This is a genomic window from Protofrankia sp. CiP3 (genome assembly GCF_917627345.1).
Lineage (GTDB): Bacteria > Actinomycetota > Actinomycetes > Frankiales > Frankiaceae > Protofrankia.
This window is the reverse complement of record NZ_CAKJTM010000004.1, coordinates 1-18,877: the sequence shown is the minus strand read 5'-3', so window position 1 is coordinate 18,877 and position 18,877 is coordinate 1. Positions and strand designations below refer to the sequence as shown.

Below are 18,877 nucleotides of genomic sequence, written 5' to 3'. Positions count from 1 at the left end.
GAGGCTACGTCGGATTACCCGGGCGGCCATCGCGTTGGAAGGTGTCGCCGCCGTGCTCGAAGCGCGTCTCCCCAGCGCTGAGCTAGATCTATTCGCCGGAGACCTGCCGTCATGGCGGCGGCGACAACCCAGGTACTCGACGTGCCGGACGGGAGTGCGGTAAGCCACGCCCTGGCTGTTATTACCACCGAGGGGATCGTGATGCAAGCAGTTCGAGATGTGAAGCGGGATAGTCCGCGTGGCGTCTTCGTCGCGCTGGAGGGAATCGATGGTGCGGGAAAGACGACGGCCACGCGGGAGGCAGGAAGAATCCTACGGCGCCGCGGCATGCCTGTTGTGGCGTTCGACAAGAAAAACCCGCCGTTCGTGTCCGAGTACGTCGCGGCGCACCTGGCGGCCTTGGGCAAGGTGATCTGGGGGCATCCGCCGGATGACCCGTACCTTGAGCTCGGTGACGAGCACTGGATCTATCTCCAGCTCTCCTGGTATTCGGCGCTGGCGAGATGCGCGGTGGAACCGCTGTTGGAAACCGGTCACGTGGTGCTGGTGGATACGTGGGCGTACAAGTTTCTCGCGAAGCTGTATCTGCGTCCCGCTGTCGATGCGGCCGGTATGAGGTCGCTGTTCGCTCGGCTTGTGCAGCCGGACCTGGTCATCCACCTGCATCTTCCGCCACAGATAGCGGCAGAACGCAAGACCGCGTTCGCGATCAGCGAGGCGGGAAATGAGGGATGGCGGACAATCGACACCTCGCTGCTGTCCGCCGAGGAAGTCGCCGACGCGGTGGCCTCCACCGTCGAGACGGCGATCTGGGGCCAAGGCTCCGCGCCCGTTTTTCGATGGCCTGCCTCTGTTGGGAGGCTGACGTGAACCCGTCTGCCGGGCGTTTCCGGATCGGGAAGCAGTTCGGCTTTGATGCCTCCCATCAGCTGTCTGACCTTCCGGATGGCCACAAATGCGCCCGGCTGCACGGCCACACCTACACGGTCGAGGTCGTGGTGGCCGCCGACACGTTGACCGGACCGGGCTTCGTCACCGACTTCGGTGACCTGACGCCGCTGCGGTCCTACCTCGGCGACCATCTTGATCATCGGCATCTCAACGACGTGCTTGCCGTCGCACCGACCGCGGAGAATCTCGCCGGCCACCTCGCCGCTTGGTGCCAGACCCATCTTGACCCCACCATTCCGGGCCGGGTTGTCGCTGTCCGGGTCAGTGAGACACCGTCGAGCTGGGCGGTGTGGGAGGCGAGTCTGCCATGAGCGTCGCATCGTCGCTGCTGTCCACCACGGCCGAAGAGGCCCGGGGCGTGCAGATGGTGGAGATGTTCGGGCCGACGTTCCAGGGGGAAGGGCCACGTGCCGGGCAGCAGGCGCTGTTTATCCGACTCGCCCAGTGCAACCTGGCCTGCGGCTGGTGTGACAGCCGGTTCACCTGGGACTGGACCCGCTACGACCCGCGGAAGGAGACCCGACGGCTTCCCGCAGCCGATATCGCGGAATGGGTGCTGGCACGGCCGACCCCGCTAGTGGTCATCACCGGCGGGGAGCCCCTCCTTCAGCAACAGACCCTCGTTCCGCTGGTCGGTGCCCTGGCCCAGGCTGGCCGGCGGGTCGAGGTGGAGACGAACGGCACCATCACCCCGTCGCTCGAGTTGGTCGACGCTGTCACGACGTTCAACGTGTCTCCCAAACTCGCCCACGCTGGGGGCCGACAGTCCCGCCGACTCGATTCGGCCGCCCTCCACACACTCGCCGGTAGCGGGAAGGCGGCGTTCAAGTTCGTCGTCACCGGACCGGGTGACCTGGACGAGGTCGCCGCGATCGTCGACAGGTTCGCGCTCGCCCCGGTGTGGGTGATGCCCGAGGCCACCGACAGCGCCGGGCTCGTCGCGGCACAGCGCGAGCTGGCCGATGTGGTGCTGGCCCGCGGGTGGAACCTGTCCACCCGGCTGCACGTGCTGTTGCGGGAGGACACCCGTGGCCGCTGAGCACACCGTCTCCTCGCTCCCCATGGCGGCGACCGGGTCGGACCTGCAGATCCGGCCGGAGGTACGCCATCGCGTAGCCGCGAATCTGGTCGCCGTTGAAGGCATCGACAAGGCGGGGAAGACGACGCTGGTCACGGTACTGGAGGCGGAGCTTCGCCGCCGGGGGCTGCGGGTCGCCCGGCACAAGGAGCCCAGCGACGGCCATCTCGGCGCATCATTTCGACGCTTGAGCACGGTCACGACGGTCAACCCGCTCGCCATGGCGTTGATGTCCGCGGCGGACCGCGCCGACCAGCAGACGCATGTGGCGGACCTGTGCCAGACCCACGACGTGGTGCTGGCCGACCGCTACTACCTGTCCGGGCTGGCCTACCACGCCGCCGACGGCATTGATCTCACCTTTTACCAGTACCTGAACACGATGATGATCAGGCCGGGGTTGTACCTGTTCCTCCAGGTCAACCCCGGTGTCGCTGCGGCCCGCTACTCCGACGGTGAACGTCCCGACCGGTGGGAACGCGACACCGTCGCCAGCAGGCTTCCCGACAGCTACGAAACGGCGCTCGCGCGCATCGCGGACGACGAGCACGCGAACATCGTCCGGCTCGACGCCAACCCGTCGGCGGCGGTGGTACTCCGCGACGCCCTGGCCGTCGTCGCACATCGACTTCCCACGACCGTCCGTACGGAGGCCGTACCGTGAATCCGTCCACCTGCTCGGTGCTCATCATCGGCGCCGGACCCGCTGGGCAGTTCTGCGCCGACCAGCTCCTCCAAGCCGGCATCGACAACATCGTCATCGTGGACAAGGGAAAGGACATGACCGGCCGGGTCTGCCCCGAGTCGCCGTCGTGCGAATGCCCGCTGTGCGACGTCCTCGAAGGCGACGGCGGCGCCGGTAGTTTCTCCGACGGGAAGATCACCCTGTCGGCGACCCGCGGCACCCACGGTCAAACGCTCTTCCGGCCCGACGACGAATCGCTGCTCGGCCTGATCGATGAGACGATTCGCCGGTTCGCTCCCGACGGCATTACCTACCCACCCGCGCCGACCCCGACCGGACTCGACGGCCCGGCCGGCACGGCGCCCCTGCTGTTCGACAGCTACCCGCTGCTCCACGTCGGATCGGACGGCATCCGCGCCTTCGGCCAGCGCTATTCCCGCCATCTCCAGAACGCGGGCGTCACCCTGCTGACCGGCGTTGAAGCCTGCGAGCTGGTCATCGACGACGACGGTGCGGCCGGGGCCGTCGTGTACGACCGGCGGCGCCGGGTGCGGTGGACCATCGCCGCCCGCGCCGTGTGCGTCGCCACCGGCCTCGCCGGCACACCGTGGCTGGAGCAGCAGCTCCGCACGGTCGGTGTCGGCCTGGCAACCGGCCCGGCGGACATCGGGATTCGCCTGGAGACGACCGTCGCCGCGTTGGAGCCGTTCATCTCGGCCTTCTACGATTTCAAGGTCGCCTACACCGCCCCGTCCGGCTTGGCCGTGCGCAGCTTCTGCGTCAACGGCGACGGCTACGTCGTCAACGAGTACCACCGGGCACTGGGCATACGCGGCGTCAACGGCCATTCGTTTCTCGACCGTGCGAGCGGCCTGTCCAACCTGGCGATCCTCGCCACCCTCGACGAAACCGTCACGGCCGATCCGAAGGCCCACGTCCGTACCCTCGCCGCCAGTATCAACGCCGCTGCCGGCGGCTATCCGATCCGCCAGCACCTCGCCGAGTTCCTGCCGGAGGGGCCGTCCGCCCCGGCCGCGGGGGTGGTGCCGAGCAACCAGAAGACCCGCCCCGGCCGTCTCCAGGAGCTCCTGCCCGCCACGCTGTACGCGGCGTTCGCCGGCTACATTTCGGCGCTCGCCGCCGTCCTTCCCCCGGTCGCTGCCGTCGACACGGTGATCTACGCGCCGGAGATCAAGTATTACAACTACCGGGTGCCGGTAGACCGGGACACCTGGGAGTCCAGCGATGTTGCCGGCTTGTACGTCGTCGGAAACGCCGCCGGCTACACCGCCAGCCTGTCCGCCGCCGCCTTGACTGGAATCATCGCCGGGCGCGCCATAGCCGCCCGGGGCCGCCGCCGGGCGGCGCCGCCACGACCAGCTGCCGTCTGAAAGGGGGGACGGGCCTGTGCGACCCGCCCTGACCATCTACCTCTCGCGCCAACCCGACCTGGCCGCGACCATGGACATCCAGATCCCGGCGCTGGCCTGGCAGCCGACCACCGCCGGCTACAGCCGCACCGTCTACGTCGACGGGCACGCCGTCCCCGTCGAGGTCCGTGAAGGGGACAAGGCTCTACATTTCGCCTACGACACCGACCCGGCCCGCGACGCGGCGCTGCGTGGGCTGCTCCCGGCCATGTTCCCGGCGATCGTCGCCGACCTTGTCCTTCGCACCCACCCTGTCCTGCTCGCTCTACGCCAGCAGTACGCCGGGGTCATCCTGATGCGCGCCGACCCGTTCGAGGCGCTCGTGCTCACCGTGCTGTCGCAGAACCGCTCCGGGGAGACTGTGCGCGCCGTCTTTCCCGGCCTCGCAGCTGCGGCCGGCGGCATCGCCCCAACGCGGCTGGCGAGCCTCGACCTGGACACGCTGACGCGGCTCATCCGCTCCGCCGGCCCCTACAAGGCGCCACGACTCGCCGCCACCATCGCCCGCATTCTCGACGACGGGCCCGACGTGTTCGACAAGACCGTCCGTGAGGCACCTACCGAGCAGGCCCTGGCCTACTTGGAAGCCCTGCCCGGCGTCGCCCACAAGACCGCCGCCTGCGTCCTCGTCTTCGCGGCCGGCACCCGCACCACTCTGCCGGTCGACACCCACCTTTTCCGCGTCGCAGACCGCCTCGGCCTGGCCCGCCACGACGGCAGGCTCACCACGACGACCCGCAACGCCATCATCGCCAGCCTGCTGGACTACGGTCCCGACCTCGCGCCCGCGCACTTCCTGTTCCTGCTCGTCGGCCGCTCCACCTGCACCGCCGCCGCGCCGCGATGCGGCGCCTGCTTCCTGCGACCCCACTGCCCCCACGCGACCCAGGCCACCAGGCAATCCGCCGGAGCCCCCCGGTGATCGACGTAGCGATCATCGCCAGTGTCGGAATCCTGACCCGGTTATCCGGCCGCGGCACGATCGACATGGCGCTCACGCACCTCGTCCTGACTGATCCTGCCTACACCGCCTACCACGCCGCCCGCTCTGCCGTCGACGGACGGGTCATCCTCGACAACAGCGCCTACGAACTGGCCGCCACCAGCGGGCGCGGACTTCCCGCGACCGACGTCCTGACCGCCGCGGCAATGGTCGGCGCAAGCGACGTGATCTGCCAGGACGTCCTCTACGACGGTCCCGCCACCCTCGCCGCCACCAGCCGGTTCCTCACCGAGGCCGCCGACGCGCGCTACCAGCCCAGCCGGTTCATGGCCGTGCCCCAAGGCACGACACGGGCCGAGTGGCTGACCAGCTACGACGCCCTCGCCGCGCTCCCCGGCATCGACCTGATCGGGCTGAGCAAGCTGTCCGTACCCCGCTGCTGGGGCCGGCCGGTCGCCGAAGCCCGTCTCGCCTGCGTCGCTGAACTTGCCGCCCGCGGCGGCCCGCATCTACACCTGCTCGGCGGCGACCGGAGCCTGCCCTGGGAACTGCGGGAACACCGCCGACGAGGCCACGAGGCCGTCCGCTCCAACGACTCCTCCTTCGCTTACTGGTACGCCGCCAGTGGCATACCCGTCGACGAGACGACCGGCAGGGCAGCGCGGGAGGCATCCGCCCCACCCGACCTCACCCACCGCCAGCTCACCGACGAGCAACTCACCGACGCCGAGCGGCTTGCCAGCCTCGTCCTCGAAGCCGCCGGACACAGCACCCGACGACCCGTGGAGGCCACGCGATGACCGTGCTTACCCACACGACGACGTTCGTCGAGATCACCAGCCGGTGCGAAGGGCTACACCACTGGCCCGAGGCGCCACCGCACGAGCACTACCTTCGCGACCCGCACCGGCACACCTTCGTCGCCGTCGTCCGCGTCCAGGTCTTCCACGACGACCGCGATATCGAAATCAACACCCTCGCCCGCTGGTTCAATCACGCCTGGACCTCGCTCGCCACCTCCCACCGTGAGACCGGCGACGGGCGGCTCCTCGATTTCGGCACCCAAAGCTGCGAACAGCTTTCCTGCGCCATCACCCAGCTCGTCATCGACCGCCATGGCGATCAGCGGGAAATCACCTGCACAGTCCTCGAAGACGGCCTCCTCGGCGGCGGGATCACCTACCGCCCAACCACGGCCTCCGGAACGGCAAGCCCGCGATGAGCGCGCCCGTCAGGCAGCCGCCCCAGCCGCCAGCCCGACAGACCACACGGGTCGAGGGCGGCACCATCGTGCTCTGCCTCGGCCCACACCACATCCTGACCGGCAGCTCATTGGCAGCGGCCGACGTCATCGTTCTCGCCCGCCTCCACGAACGGAGCCCGGCAGACCCGGTCAACACAATCGTCCTCGCCTGGGACGACACGACCGCTACCACCATTGAGGCCCGAACCGCCGACGACAGTCGCCGCGCTTCCGCGGCCCCGCACGATCTCGACCCTATCTACCAGGCGCTGCGCCCCGCGCCTGCGGTCGCACGCCTCCATCAGCATCTGTCCAACGCTCCAGCAGAACATTTAGTCCCCTTGTTCTGTCTCACGGAGCACCCTCGCGGCGTCCACATCTACAGCCGCGTCCGGCTCCACCTCGACGACGCCTGCTTCCTGCGGACCACCGCCGACCCAGTCGCCAGTACCGTGACCAGCCTCGGCTGGCTTCCTGAAGCGGTCGCTCTCCACGCGCAGCACGCCCAGTTCCTCAACAGCCATGCCGCCGCCTTCCAGAAAGCCTTCCCTAGCCGCGAGATCGAATACAAGTACACCCTCGATCCCACCACCGAGATATGGACTCCGGCGACCGACCTGCACACCCACCTCCAACAATCACCGCCGCCCGGTTTCGTCCCCGAGTACCGAGACACCTTCCAAATGTGGGATTATCACAACCACGTCTTTGAAACTGTCGCACCTCCAGGCGAGCGCGGCTATGTCTCCTTCATCCCGACCGCCGACGACACATACATCGTCAAACAAAAGCGTTTCACCGTCGACGGTTTTGATCGGGGCGAACACCATACCCACGGCGTCACCATCGACACGCCATTCGTTGACTACCTTTCCGGCGTCCTCGGTCTGACCAGCCGGCCGCTGCCTCCTTTCCGCCGAGTCCGTTACGACGTCAACCTTGAATCCATCGCCTCCGGCCACCTCTACGCTGCCCTCTTCGATCGCGTCACCCTGCTTGCCCGACCCGACCTCGCCCTCGTCCAATGCGAACTCGAATACCGGCGCAGCAGAACAGTCCTCTCACCCGACGAGCCGGCCGTACTCGTCGAACTGGACAGGCTCGGCGACTGGCTGGAGACGTTCTTCGTCAAGCGGGGCCTCGCCACCGACCGAGGCTCCTACTCCAAGCTGTCTTTCCTCCGCGACGCCGTCGCCGCCCACCCAGGCCTCGCCACCCAGGAGCAGTCCTTTCCTCCCGGCTGTCCCGACTGGCGCCCTGCCGGCGGGCTGACACCGCGTGCGTCCGACCCGCCCGATACGGTTCTCGTCAGACACAAACCCTGACTGGCGACCCATCGCGAGTACCAGGCCAAGCCACAGCCGTCTTCAACGGGAAAGGACAGTGTATTGATGTCCGGATTCGACCGGGTCATCACCGGTGTCACCACCGTGGTCCCCGGCCCCGGCGACACGGTCACCTTCGTCCGCCAAGCCCGCGGACCCTACGCAGGGAGCTGGCTCCTACCAGGTGGGAAGGTCGAGTTTGGCGAGTCCCTCGCCGAGGCCGCACGCCGGGAAGTCCACGAGGAATCCGGCTGCATCGTCCGCGAGATCGACCCGCTTGGCGTCTACGAACTCCGCGGTACCTGGCCGGGCGGGCGCTACCACCTCATCATGTTCGGCTTCATCTCACGCGATATCGGCGTCATCCCAGGAGGTTTCACCGGCCACGGTGTCAATGACACCCGTCAGGCTCGGCCCGAGGACCTACCGCTCCACCCCGCCGTCCAACAAATGCTTGCCGACGCGGGCGTCGCCGCGATCCCACAAGACACGATCGACAAGGCCCTCGACCAAGCAAACATCAACCTCGCGCGCCGCAGGACTGTCAGCTTTCCGGTGTAACGGTTGATGTTGGTGCTACTTGGGGACCGCTACGGCGGTCACCGGGGGTGACGGCTATGTGCGGCCGGCGGACAGGCGTCCGTCGAAGGCCAGGTCGAAGGCGTTCAGTGGCGCCTTCCAGCGGATCATCCACTTCTGGCGTCCCTGTCCGGTCGGGTCGAGGATGATGATCGTGAGGTAGAGGTGTTTGAGGGCGGCCTGCTCGTTCGGGAAGTGGCCGCGGGCCTTCAGCGAGCGGCGGAGTGTCGCTTTGGGCGCTGGCGGCTGCTGGTTCGCCCGCGATGGTCTCCGCTACCGCATCTGTCGTCATGCTGGTCATCTGGTGTCTCCCCTACCAGCATCTATGCACAGAGTGTCACGTAATAGTTGCGCTGTTGTTTGTGGGCGCCCAGAGCGTCGCCGCCTGAATTGGGTGGAACCAAAGATTATCTTTCGGTGGTTGCGTCGTAGCGGAGGCCGGAGGAGACCTCCCCGCGCCACGGACGCTTCTGGCGTCCGCGCCAGCTGAACAGCCGCCCGTCCGTTCCTCGGGCGAGGTGCTCGATGATCTGTACCTGGATCCCGGCGCGGGTGACTTCTTCCTCGCGCAGGTCGGCATGTCGCCCACCGCCCGCCGGGTCCCGCAGGTCAGCCAGGATGAGGCTGGCCGCGCCGCGTACGGTCGCGGTGGCGGTGTCCTCCAGCTGGCCCGCGCGCAGCACCCGCGGCCCGCTGGGTGGCTGCTGCCCGGGGTCGGCGGGGTCGGGCAGCCGGACGGGGACCAGGGGTGTCCACGCGGCGGCAACGGGGGTGGACAGCCGCCAGACGGCGTCGTGGCCATCCGGCGGCGCGGCCGGCGGCGCGAAGTCCCGCTTCGACCAGGGCCTCGGGACGCCGCGTCCGGTCGGCCCGAGCACGGTCCGCTCGATCGCCCAAGCGAGGTTGGCCATTTCGTCCCGTTGCAGGGCGATGTCCTCCCGCGGCGGTGAGGCCAGCGCGCCGAGCGCCGCCGGGAGCACGACGAGCAGCGGCTCGGCGTCGCCGCCGGCGTCCGCGGGAGCGGACGGCTGAAACTGCCGGCCGACCGTGCCGGGGCCGGGCTGGCCAGTGCCGACGAGAGTGGCGACCCCGAAGGTGTCGCGGACGACGACCCAGTCGACGCGGCTGACCGAGCCCACCGGGACCTCGACCGGGGCCAGGAACCAGTCGGGGCTGTAGACGACCGCGAAATCCACGGCGAGCATACGCACCAGATCGGTGGCGCCGGCACCGACCCGGCCCAGCGCCACGGCGGCGTCTTCCATCTCCCAGAACCGGGCGCTGGGCATGCCCGGGTAGGTCAGCGCGGCCGGTAGTGCGGTGGCCCGCCGACGGCCGCGGATGCGGCGTGCGTCGTCCGAGGCTGCGGGCGGCAGGCCGTCGGGTGGGGCGTCCAGCGGCGTGTCGAGGGCGGTGTCGGCCGCCGCGCCCAGCGGCGGACCGCCGGCCAGGTCGAGGCTGTACCACTCGAGCCCGCGCCCGTCGTACTCCGAAGCGCCGAGCTGGATCTCCCCGGGGGGGATCTCCTGCCCCGGCGGGGCGTCGGTGACCGGAGGCAGGGCGGGCGCGGCGAGCGCGAAGGCGTATTCGAGCCGGTCGGCGACCCAGGCCGGCGGGAGCGGGTCGGCATTGCTGGAGATTCCCCACTCACGGCCCATCTCCGCCTGCCAGGACAACAGGACCGGAGCTACGACCTCTGGGTCGGCCGGTGCCAGCAGGTCCGCTGGCAGCCGGCCGTCGGGCTCCAGCAGGCTCAGGACGGCGGCGCCGTCGATGCTCGGGCGCACGCCCGGTGTGGCGGCCGCGAGCAGTGCCCGGTGACGCCGTTCGGTGTCGCCCTCCGCTCCGGTCGCGGGTGGCGGGTCAAACCGGGTCCGCGGGTCCGCGGCAAGGGTGGTGGCGACCGCGCCGAGCCCCTGACCGGCCAGCGCCCGAGCCAGCGCGCGGCCCGCCCGCAGCGCGGCTGCCCAGGGCCGGTCGCGTGGGTCCCGCCCGGCGCTCGGCAACCGGAACGCCGGCTCGCCGGTGACCGTCGCCTCCAGCGGCGGCAGGTCCTCGCCCACGATGAGCTCGCTGTCCGCCGCCGGCAACGGGTCCCCGATGGTGCCGCGGCGTCCTTGGGGCCGGTATCTGGTCAGCCTGGACCAGCTGACCTGCACGTCGACGGCGACGGGAGCCCCGCCGTCGTCCCCGGTGAGCTCGCCCAGCTGGTACTGGCGCAGCAGCATCCACAGCGGGTCCGCGACCTCGGCGGCGAGGCCGGTGTCGAGGTCGGTGGTTCGGGCATGCGCTTCGATCCGCGCCCAGGTCGCGATCGGCAGGGCCGCCATCAGTGCACCTCCAGCACTCGGTTGGCCTTGATCGTGTCTTTCGCCCAGATCAGTCGGCTGACCAGGTCGCTCAGCGGGCCTGCATCGGCGAGGCCGTCGCGGACGTAGGTGAGCGGTACCAGCTGGTCCACCCCCGAGGAGGTGAGATCGTCCAGATCGACGCCGCGCAGCACGCTGAGGGTCAGCGCCTCGGCGGCGGTCTCGACGAGCAGCTGCCAGCTCCACGGCTGGGCGGGATCCGGGTGCACCGCCAGCAGCACCGCCTGGGGCGGGGCGCTGTTCGGCGCGTCGTAGTGCAGCGCGACACCGGTGGTCGCGGTCGGCGCGGGCAGCACCTCGGTCACCTCGTCGAGCACGAGCGCGTGCAGCGTGGCGCGCGCGAGGGCATCGATGCCGCCGGCCAGCAGAAGGTGGACGCGGGGCCCGTCGGGCATCGCCAGGCGGCGCAGCGGGTTGCGGACCCGTCGTACCCCGTCGTTGCCGGCCGCGGGCAGGTCGGGGAGATCGTCTCCCAGCCAGCCGTCCTGGGCGTCCAGGGGAAGTTGTGCCGCGTGCAACGGGCCGGGGCCGCCGTCGCCGGCCTCGACGGCCAGCCGGATGTCGTCGTAGGTGGCGACGGTGTCCCGGACCCGCCCCATCCGGGTGAGCCAGCGCTCCAGGGCGGCCACGGGCACCTGCGGCACCACGCTGTCAGCCAGCTGGTGCGGCGCGGCCGGGGTGACAACGACCGCCGCACCGCCGATCAGGCGGGCCACGGCGGCCAGCACGCCGAGCGGGTCGCTGCCCGTGGCGAGCAGCGCGTCCAGCCTTTCCGGTCGGGACGCCGCGGCGCCCGCCGCCGGTGCGCCCGGCTGCGGCCCGGCCGCGGCGAGAGCGTCGGTGACGAGCCGGTCGGCGTCCCGGACCAGCGCGGACGCCGCGACCGCGGCGGTCAGCACATCGCGCACGGTAGGCGCGGTGCCGGCCGGCGGCAGCGACCCCGGCAGCGCCAGCGGGGTGAACGGCACCAGCAGCTCGCGATCGGCGGCGCGCTCGTCCGGCGGGGCCGGCCCATCGGCGGGGGTGAGCGCCGTGAGGACGGCCCGGCTGCCCAGCTCAAGAGCGTCCAGGACGTCAGACACCGTACGGGCCAGGTCCCGCAGGGCGTCCGGGGAGGCGCCGGGCGGCGCCGGTTCGGGCGCCGCCCCAGGTGGGAGCGGTCCCGGCGGCGGCGTCAGGTCAGTCTGGCGGGCCGGCCGGGCCGCCGCCAGGACCGTGCCGGCGAGCTCGGCAAGCGCGAGGAGCCGGCCGTAGCTGGTGGGAACGCCGTCGGCTTCGGCCAGCAGCGTGGCCTCGGGCTCGCCGGCCGCCGCGCGCAGCCGGTCCGCCAGCGGACGGTGCCCGCCGGTGTCCACCGCCTCGGCGACGACGTCCAGGGCGGCGACAGCCAGGGCGTCCAGACCGACGGTGGCCGCGCCGACCGGGATCTGCCAGCCGCCCGCCGCGCCCAGCACGCCCTGGGCCCACCGTTCGGCGGCTGGGGCGAGCAACGCGCGGGGGGTGGTGGCGTTCCAGCCGGGGCTGCCCAACTCGCCATCCAGCAGCAGCACCGTGCGATGGGTGACGGTCACGCCCGAGCGGGGCTGCCGGGTCACGGTGATGTCGGGGGGCTGGGTGCCCAGCGCGGCCGCGGCGAAGCCGGCGCCGGCCGCCTCGGCCCGACCGGAGGTGAGCTGGTGGACGCCCTCGGCGACCACCAGGTCGGCGACGGCGTCGAGGGCGCGCCCGAGGTCGTCCAGGGCCGAGTCGAGGGCAGCCTGGTCCGCGGGCGGCGGGTTGACGATCTTGGCCGCCCGGTCCTGCCACACGGCGAGCCCGTCGACCACCTCGTCGGGTACGACGGCATCGCCGCCGGGCTGGTCGTCCCGCTGGCCGATCCGGGTCTGCGGGTAGGCGTCGCGCAGCCGATATAGATCACTGTGGGCCCCGGCGTCGCCGAGCGCGCGCTCGAGCCGGTAGCCGAGGACGGCGCCCAGCGGCTGGCCGTTCGCGACCGCGTCGAGAATGTCCGAAGCGACGCGGACCTGGCGGGAGCGCAGGTCGATGCTGTGCAGCGCCGAGGAGTCGCCGGCATGGGCGAACTCGCCCGCCCGCAGCACTCCGGCCGTCCGCGCCTGCTCCAGGGAGGGAGCGTGGACGTATCCCGCGCCGTTCACCGGTGCCAGCAGGGCGAGATCCGGGTCGGCGCCGGCGGGTGGCAGCCGCACGGGGCGGCCGGGCCGCGGCCGGACGTCGACCAGCACGCCCCAGGCGCCGAGCTGGACACCGTCCGGCCTGGCCTGGCGCAGGGTGCTCAGCCGCCGCGCGGCGACGGAGGTGATCCAGGCGTCCAGCCGGGTTGAGGCACAGGCCAGGGTCTCCCCGACGAGCCGCGTGTAGCCGGCGTCGTCCAGGCGCGCGGCGGCCAGCTCACCGACGGCCCGCACGGTCCCGGGGAAGCCGTCGACGTGCGGGCGCGGCAGGTGGAGCCCCTCGAACACGTTGCCCGTCAGCATCTCGTCGTCGACGAGGTGAGCGACCGTCAGTCCCGGCTGCGGTGGTGGCGCGGCCGGGCCCAGGAACTGTTCCAGCGGGGTGACGGCGAACCGGGACGCGGTAGCGATGGTGAGCTTGGTGCCGGCGAGCTCGGCCGGTACCGCCACCGCCGCGGTGGCCGCGGTCTTGCCCGCGGGCGACACGGCGCCCACCAGCCGGATGGCGTCCAGCTCGCCCGCCAGCGCCAGAGCGTGCTCGACCAGCAGGTACAGCAGATCGGTGGGCGGCGTGCCGGCGAACGCCCGCATGAGGCCGAGGGAGTAACGCCGGTTCGCCAGCTCCGCCAGGTACCTGGCCGGCGACTCCCAGCCGGTGCGAGCCGGATCGGTGCGGGCGACGGGCACGGCCATGGGGCGGGCTCCCTCGAGGGTGAGGCCCTCGAGCTGGCTGCCTGCCAATGCGGGGCAGAGCGCGGCCAGCATGGTCTCCCGGTAGGCGGTGCTCGCGATCTTTTTGATCAGTCCGGGCGAGGCGGCGGCCTTGGCCGCGACGTCATGGGCCAGCGTGTCGTGGATCGTCGGCATGCCGGTGGCGACCTGGTGCAGCGCCTGCCCGAGCGGCCCGGTGACACTGCGGATCCGGTAGCTGCCGGGGTGCGGCACCGGCGCGGTGCCGAGGATGCTGACCAGCTGGGCGACCGGGTCGCTGTCCGGACGCAGCCGGGGCAGCCAGCGGGTCGCGAGCGCCCACGCCGGCCGGAGGGTGTCGATCAACCGGTTCAGATCGTCGAGCAGGCCGGGCTCGGCGGGATGCCGGACCCAGCGGCCAGGCGGGATGATCGGCAGGATGCCGTAGGGCTGGCGGCCCACCCGCAGCGTGGGCAGCGGGCCGCGGCCCCGGACGAAGGAGGCCTGGTATTCCGCGGCGAAGGGCAGCAGCCGGTCGAGGCTGTCCAGGAACCGCTCGGCGGCGGCTGGGCCCGGGCTGGGGGTCTGCGGCCGGGCCAGCGTGCCGATCACTTCGCCGAGCATGACGGGAAACAGTGCCCGGGTCATCGCCCGCGCGTGCGCCTGCTCCCGTCCGGCCGCCCCGGGCGTGGCGGCGAGGGTCGCCGCGGGCAGGCCGAGCGCCGCTTCGAGGATCTCCCCGTCGGCGGCCTGCCCGCTCAGCGCGGCGCCCGGGTCGACGGCTCCGCCGCCAGCCGCCGGGTCCGCGAGCAGGCGGGACAGGCTGGCGAACGGGTCGGGCCGGCTGGAGTAGCCAGACGGGCGATCGGTCAGGTTGTTCGTCGGCGTCCCCGGGGCGAGCAGCGCGAGCGTGTCGCGGTCCGCGTGCCCGGTGAGCAGCGCCGCCAGGGACTCAGCCTCCCTGTCGGGGGTCCGCTCGGCGGTGGGCTCCCGTATGCCCACGGCCACGAGGGTGTCGAGCCCGCGGGTGGCGACCGGGGGCAGGGCGCGGCCCAGCACCTGTCCGGCGGTGGCCAGATCGATGGTTGCCGCCATCCCGGCCCGGCAGGCGGCGTCGAAGTCGACCGCCCAGCGCAGCGGGTCGTCCGGTGCCACCAGCGTGGGGTCGTCGGGCGTGAAGGCGGGAATATCACGGGAGGGGCCGACCTGGAGGTCACCCGCCGGCCGGGGCAGGTAGTGGTGGAGCACCTGCGCCCCGCCCAGCCAGCCGGCCAGCAGCCAGCCGTCCGGGAGCAGGACGGCGGTGGCTGGCCGCTCGGCCGGGCCGGTGTCGGTGTCAGGCGGTGCGGGCGGGCCGGAACGAGTCTCCCGCGCCACCCAGACGGCACGGGCCGTCCCGACCTGGCCGACCAGGCGTGCCCAGGCCGCTGCCACGAGGTCCGCCGTCGCGGCCGGGTCGCGCTGGGCCGCCCAGAACTCGGTGCCGGCGGCCCACTGCGCGGCTGTCAGCCTGATCGCGGTTGTGGTGATGGTCAGTTCGTCCGGGTAGACACGCACCCGCAGGACAGGCACGCGGGCCGGCGTGCCGTCGTCCATCAGGGTGGGTGTGCCGTCGCCGCCGAGCAGCGGCCGGTCGCCGAACCGGGTCTCCAGCCGGACCGGGAGCAGGGCGATCGGCAGCGTCGGGTCGAGGCCGGCCCACAGGTCGGCGGGTGGTTCGGGCATGTGGGCGCTCCTACAGGACTGCGGGGCTATGTGGGCTTGGGGCTATGTGGGTTCGGGGGCTATGTGGGCTTGGGGTTATAGGAGGAAGTCGGGCGCGCGCAGCAGCGCGAGGAACGGCCGCTGGAGGCAGTTGGCGGCGACCACGGCGCTATTGGCGGCGCCCAGATCGGCGGGCCGCAGCGTCGGCGTGTCCTGCTCGCGGCCCTGCCACGACCAGTCGTCCACCCGCTGGATCCCCAGACCCTTGTTCGTGCCGGCGGCGACGTCGGGCTTCTCGTCCAGCCCGAAGCGGGGCTCGTCGTCAGGCTGGCGTAGGGAGACGTACCAGCAGTGCTGGTAGTCCTTGGGGTCCTCCCGGCGCAGCTCCGGCGGGTCGATCCGCAGCGCGGTGTAGCTGACGTCATCCCCCAGCGGCCGGGCCGGGAACAGCTGCTCGGCGTAGGCACCGGCGCCCTCGTCCGGGGTGAAGGAGGTCTGGCCGTCGGCGTGGCCGGGCCGGCCCCGGACCGCGCCGATGATCGTGGTGGGGTATCGGCGCAGCAGGTCACCCTTGATCACCAGGATCGTCATCACGGTCGCCCGGCCCGGCGGCGCGTGGTCGCCCAGGTCGCCGGCCCAGCCGTCGAGGTCGGCCAGGTCCGGCGCGTCGCCCGGCCAGAACCGGGGGAAACTCGACCCGCGCCGGTCGGTGGGGTACCCGCGCCAGAGCAGCTCGCGGGCGAGCTCGTGGTTCAGCCCGACGGCCAGCGCCTCGATGAACCGCCAGTTGGGGGCCAGCAGGGCGACCGAGTTGGCGGGCATCTGGTTGACGCCGCCGAGTACCCACTCCCGGCGGTCGAGCCGGCTGAGCCGGTCGATGATCGGGGCCGGGAACCGCGGCGCGGCCATCGCCGGATGGAACGGCGAGTCTCGTCGACGGCGGACCTGCGGGCCCACGAATTCGTGGGCGTAGCCGAGCAGCCGCTGGTAGGCCGGGTCCGGCGTCAGGGCGCGTACCGCCTGGTCGGCCAGCGCAGGCTCGAAGCGGGTCAGGGCCGGGCCGACGGCCGTGGCGTCCTGCGGGGTGATCTCGGTGCCGAACGCCGGCACGGCGGCGGCGAGCAGATGGCTGTCCGCGTCGGTCGCGCCGGTCAGGAGCTGGGCCAGGACCCGGGAGCCTGTCGTGGCCGGCGCCCCGGATACCGGCCCCAGGGCGTCGGTGGCGACGTCTCGCAGCGTCATGGCGGTGGCGAGGACGAGGGCTGGCTGGTCTCCGACATGGGCGTCGCGGGTCAGCGCGCCGAGCGGGCCGGCTGGCCGGGCTGGCACGAGGATCCGCAGGCCAGCGGCGGTGAGAGCGGGGCTGGTCGGCAGGTGCCCGTCGTCGTCCTGACGGGCTACGGCCGCCAGGCGCTGGAAGGCGTCGATGGACAGCTCGGCGGCCTGTCCAGGACTCGGCGTGAAGGCGTCGAAGTCGTGCCGCGTCTCGAGGCCCAGCTGGATCTGGCCCTGCCGCTCGAGCGTCCCGGCAGCGGTGATCAGCGCGTGGACCTGCTGCGCGATCTCCGATCCGGCGGCGAACCGGACCTGCGCCCCGGCGCCGGCGGCCGCCGGCTGCTCATCCACCTGCGCGGCGTAGGCGCCCAGCGCGGCGGGCAGCCCGGCGATCTGAGCGAGCCGCTGGTCCGGGGCCGCGCCGAACCGGTCGGTGACGCCGCGCGCCAGCCGCGGGTCGCTGAGCAGTTCGGCGAGCACCTCCGGCTGTACCGCCCGTGGGCCGGTGAACCGGGCGGGCAACATGCCCGGATCGCCGTCGCTGAGCCCGGCGACGGCGCGCTGGGCGCAGGTCGCGGCGGTCAGCGGCAGGCCTGGCTCGACGCCGGGCTGTTCGCTTCTGGCGTCGCGGCTGGCGGCTTTGACGGCGTACCGGGTGCCACGGGTGAACGCCACGTCAGCCACTGATGGCGGGAGCGTGCTGGCCGCCAGGCCGGCGTACACGGTCTCCCGGCTCGCCGCGTCCGCTTCCATGACGAGGCGCGCGAGGGCAGGGTTGGTCACCCGCAGAGCCGATCCGGTGGACAGCGCGCCGAGCCGGGCGTGCAGCGCACCGCCGGTCCGCGCGAACAGGTGCGCCCAGCGGATGCGCCGGTTGGCGGCCAGGATGTCGGCGAGCTGCTCCCAGGCCGCGCGCATCAGCTCTTCCTGGTCCTGCTGAACGATCCGGGTACCGAGCCCGGCCGCGGCCCGCATCGCCGGATCCGCGTTGAGCTGGGTGATCCAGGTCTGGCTGGTGCCCGCCTCGACCGCGGCCAGCTCGGCGGCGCCGGGCGTGCCGTCGAGGCTGTTCACCTCCGCGTGCCAGCGCCCGTACAGCGGCGGCCCGACCAGCGGGACATCGTCCTCCTGGGCGGCGACCGGGTCGAGCAGCAGCTTGAGGCGGCGGTGCAGGACGGCGACCTGCGGGTCGGCCGCGCCGGGCTCCAGACCGCTGGCCGGCAGGCCCGGTGGCGCGGGCCGGTCATCCGGCGCCGGGGGCGCCGCGGGGTGCTCCAGGCGGGTGATGGCCGTGGCCACCGGGTAGGGCGCCGGGGTGAACCCCGTGTCGTCCTCCGCCAGTCTGGATGCGCGCAGCCCGACATGGACCTGGCGCACCCCGATCGTCGCGGCCAGTGCCGCCGGCAGCGGGTTGAGCTTGCGGGCCAGCGTCTCGAAGTCCCCGGCGGGCCCGGTCTGGAAGGACCAGGAGTGGTAGACGGGCAGCGGGGCACCGTCGTGGGTGAGGCTCATGCCTCCGGTGTCGGCGGGCAGGCCGAGGCCGGCGAGCCGGCCGGCTTCGAACGCCGGCACGAGGCAGGCGAGGTAGGCCCGGTCGGGCGCCAGCCGCGTCGGGCAGAGCACCCGCGACCGGACGAGCGACCACTCCGGCGACGGGGTCCTCAGCATCGCGTCGGCTGCCTCCGGGGAGTCCGTCTGCACCTGGACATGGGCCCACGCCCACAGCTCGTTGCGCTGCTCTTCCGGCCACGGCCCGGGGTCGGCCAGCACGGGATAGGGGCTGCGCGGCCAGCGGGCCAGCCGGTCCGCGAGCACCGTCCCGGGTGGCGCCTCCAGCACGAGCAGCCGCAGCCACGGACGAACCCCGCCGGGTGGCGGGGTGGTGTGCTGGTCGGGGCTGAACATCCAGGGCAGGTCCGGGTGGGCGAACTCGACCAGCGCCAGGTAGTTGGGCTCCGCCTGTCGGTCGCCGTCCCGGGGGGCGCACCGGACGATCTGGGCCGGCCGGCCCGCGTCCGCGGGGCCGAGCAGCTGCATCGGGGCGGACGTCACGAGGCTTTCGGCCGGGTTGCCCTTCGCCGGCACCGCGGTGACGATGACCGCCGCGGGCTGGACCCACCGGCGGGTGGGCGACCCGAGATCCGGCCCCTGCGGTGGCCCGGCGGGCTGCCCGGCGCCGGCCCCCCGCCGTGACCAGGAGATGAACTGGGTGCTGGTCATCGAACCTCCCATGCGCGCGCTGGCTGCAGGTCGGCGGCCACGTCCGGGAGCAGCGCCGTGAGCTGGCCGAGCAGGTGGTGGGTGACGGCCGGATGCCCGCCGGCCGCGGCCGGTCCCGCCGCGGCCAGGGCCGCGTCCCCGGTCGCCGACACCGCGGCGGCGAACTGATCACCCGCGGCGAGCAGCGCCGCGC

Annotated in this window: 14 protein-coding genes and 1 pseudogene; 10 read left to right on the top strand and 5 right to left on the bottom strand. The window is 72.3% G+C overall.

Annotated features, from left to right (window positions below):
* Positions 1-111 precede the first annotated feature (111 nt).
* From MJ797_RS02320 to MJ797_RS02275, 10 genes are all read left to right on the top strand, one after another.
* Positions 112-870: a hypothetical protein gene (locus MJ797_RS02320; protein ID WP_239331365.1), complete on the top strand. Its 759-nt coding sequence runs from the start codon at positions 112-114 to the stop codon at positions 868-870.
* The gene (locus MJ797_RS02315; RefSeq protein ID WP_374581239.1) at positions 840-1,262 is read left to right on the top strand and encodes a 6-pyruvoyl tetrahydropterin synthase family protein; all 423 of its coding nucleotides are present in this window, start codon (positions 840-842) and stop codon (positions 1,260-1,262) included. The genes MJ797_RS02320 and MJ797_RS02315 overlap by 31 nt, the downstream gene beginning before the upstream one ends.
* Complete coding sequence (locus MJ797_RS02310) at positions 1,259-1,990, top strand: 7-carboxy-7-deazaguanine synthase QueE (protein ID WP_239331361.1); 732 nt, start codon at positions 1,259-1,261, stop codon at positions 1,988-1,990. Before MJ797_RS02315 ends, MJ797_RS02310 begins: the two co-directional genes overlap by 4 nt.
* Entirely contained in the window at positions 1,980-2,693 is a 714-nt protein-coding gene (tmk, locus tag MJ797_RS02305; RefSeq protein WP_239331359.1) for a dTMP kinase, read from the top strand. The genes MJ797_RS02310 and tmk overlap by 11 nt, the downstream gene beginning before the upstream one ends.
* Positions 2,690-4,105: an FAD-dependent protein gene (locus MJ797_RS02300; protein WP_239331357.1), complete on the top strand. Its 1,416-nt coding sequence runs from the start codon at positions 2,690-2,692 to the stop codon at positions 4,103-4,105. Before tmk ends, MJ797_RS02300 begins: the two co-directional genes overlap by 4 nt.
* Before the next feature lie 16 nt (positions 4,106-4,121).
* Entirely contained in the window at positions 4,122-5,066 is a 945-nt protein-coding gene (gene nth, locus MJ797_RS02295) for an endonuclease III (protein ID WP_239331355.1), read from the top strand.
* Positions 5,063-5,887 (top strand): hypothetical protein, encoded by an 825-nt coding sequence (locus MJ797_RS02290; RefSeq protein WP_239331353.1) that lies wholly within the window; start codon positions 5,063-5,065, stop codon positions 5,885-5,887. The genes nth and MJ797_RS02290 overlap by 4 nt, the downstream gene beginning before the upstream one ends.
* Positions 5,884-6,309, top strand: coding sequence for a hypothetical protein (locus tag MJ797_RS02285; RefSeq protein WP_239331351.1), 426 nt, complete (start codon positions 5,884-5,886; stop codon positions 6,307-6,309). The genes MJ797_RS02290 and MJ797_RS02285 overlap by 4 nt, the downstream gene beginning before the upstream one ends.
* Positions 6,306-7,655, top strand: coding sequence for a hypothetical protein (locus MJ797_RS02280; protein ID WP_239331349.1), 1,350 nt, complete (start codon positions 6,306-6,308; stop codon positions 7,653-7,655). Before MJ797_RS02285 ends, MJ797_RS02280 begins: the two co-directional genes overlap by 4 nt.
* A 66-nt stretch (positions 7,656-7,721) precedes the next feature.
* On the top strand, positions 7,722-8,216 hold the full coding sequence (locus MJ797_RS02275; protein ID WP_239331347.1) for an NUDIX hydrolase: 495 nt from the start codon (positions 7,722-7,724) through the stop codon (positions 8,214-8,216).
* Positions 8,217-8,270: 54 nt separating this feature from the next.
* Here the strand turns inward: MJ797_RS02275 and MJ797_RS02270 are convergent.
* From MJ797_RS02270 to MJ797_RS02250, 5 genes and pseudogenes are all read right to left on the bottom strand, one after another.
* A pseudogene (locus MJ797_RS02270) lies at positions 8,271-8,465 on the bottom strand (IS256 family transposase); the annotation flags it as partial.
* A gap of 176 nt (positions 8,466-8,641) precedes the next feature.
* A complete protein-coding gene (locus MJ797_RS02265; protein ID WP_239331345.1) occupies positions 8,642-10,564 on the bottom strand; it encodes a hypothetical protein in 1,923 nt (640 codons plus the stop codon).
* Positions 10,564-15,210 (bottom strand): hypothetical protein, encoded by a 4,647-nt coding sequence (locus tag MJ797_RS02260; protein WP_239331343.1) that lies wholly within the window; start codon positions 15,208-15,210, stop codon positions 10,564-10,566. The genes MJ797_RS02265 and MJ797_RS02260 overlap by 1 nt, the downstream gene beginning before the upstream one ends.
* Before the next feature lie 75 nt (positions 15,211-15,285).
* Entirely contained in the window at positions 15,286-18,684 is a 3,399-nt protein-coding gene (locus MJ797_RS02255; protein WP_239331341.1) for a hypothetical protein, read from the bottom strand.
* Positions 18,681-18,877, bottom strand: a 197-nt coding sequence (locus tag MJ797_RS02250; protein ID WP_239331339.1) for a hypothetical protein, incomplete at its 5' end; no start/stop codon positions are given. The genes MJ797_RS02255 and MJ797_RS02250, both read right to left, overlap by 4 nt.

Coding starts and splice junctions, on each gene's coding strand:
- MJ797_RS02320 (WP_239331365.1), top strand. CDS start 112: ATGGCGGCGGCGACAACCCAGGTACTCGACGTGCCGGACGGGAGTGCG.
- MJ797_RS02315 (WP_374581239.1), top strand. CDS start 840: ATGGCCTGCCTCTGTTGGGAGGCTGACGTGAACCCGTCTGCCGGGCGT.
- MJ797_RS02310 (WP_239331361.1), top strand. CDS start 1,259: ATGAGCGTCGCATCGTCGCTGCTGTCCACCACGGCCGAAGAGGCCCGG.
- MJ797_RS02285 (WP_239331351.1), top strand. CDS start 5,884: ATGACCGTGCTTACCCACACGACGACGTTCGTCGAGATCACCAGCCGG.
- MJ797_RS02280 (WP_239331349.1), top strand. CDS start 6,306: ATGAGCGCGCCCGTCAGGCAGCCGCCCCAGCCGCCAGCCCGACAGACC.
- MJ797_RS02275 (WP_239331347.1), top strand. CDS start 7,722: ATGTCCGGATTCGACCGGGTCATCACCGGTGTCACCACCGTGGTCCCC.
- MJ797_RS02265 (WP_239331345.1), bottom strand. CDS start 10,564: ATGGCGGCCCTGCCGATCGCGACCTGGGCGCGGATCGAAGCGCATGCC.
- MJ797_RS02260 (WP_239331343.1), bottom strand. CDS start 15,210: ATGCCCGAACCACCCGCCGACCTGTGGGCCGGCCTCGACCCGACGCTG.
- MJ797_RS02255 (WP_239331341.1), bottom strand. CDS start 18,684: ATGACCAGCACCCAGTTCATCTCCTGGTCACGGCGGGGGGCCGGCGCC.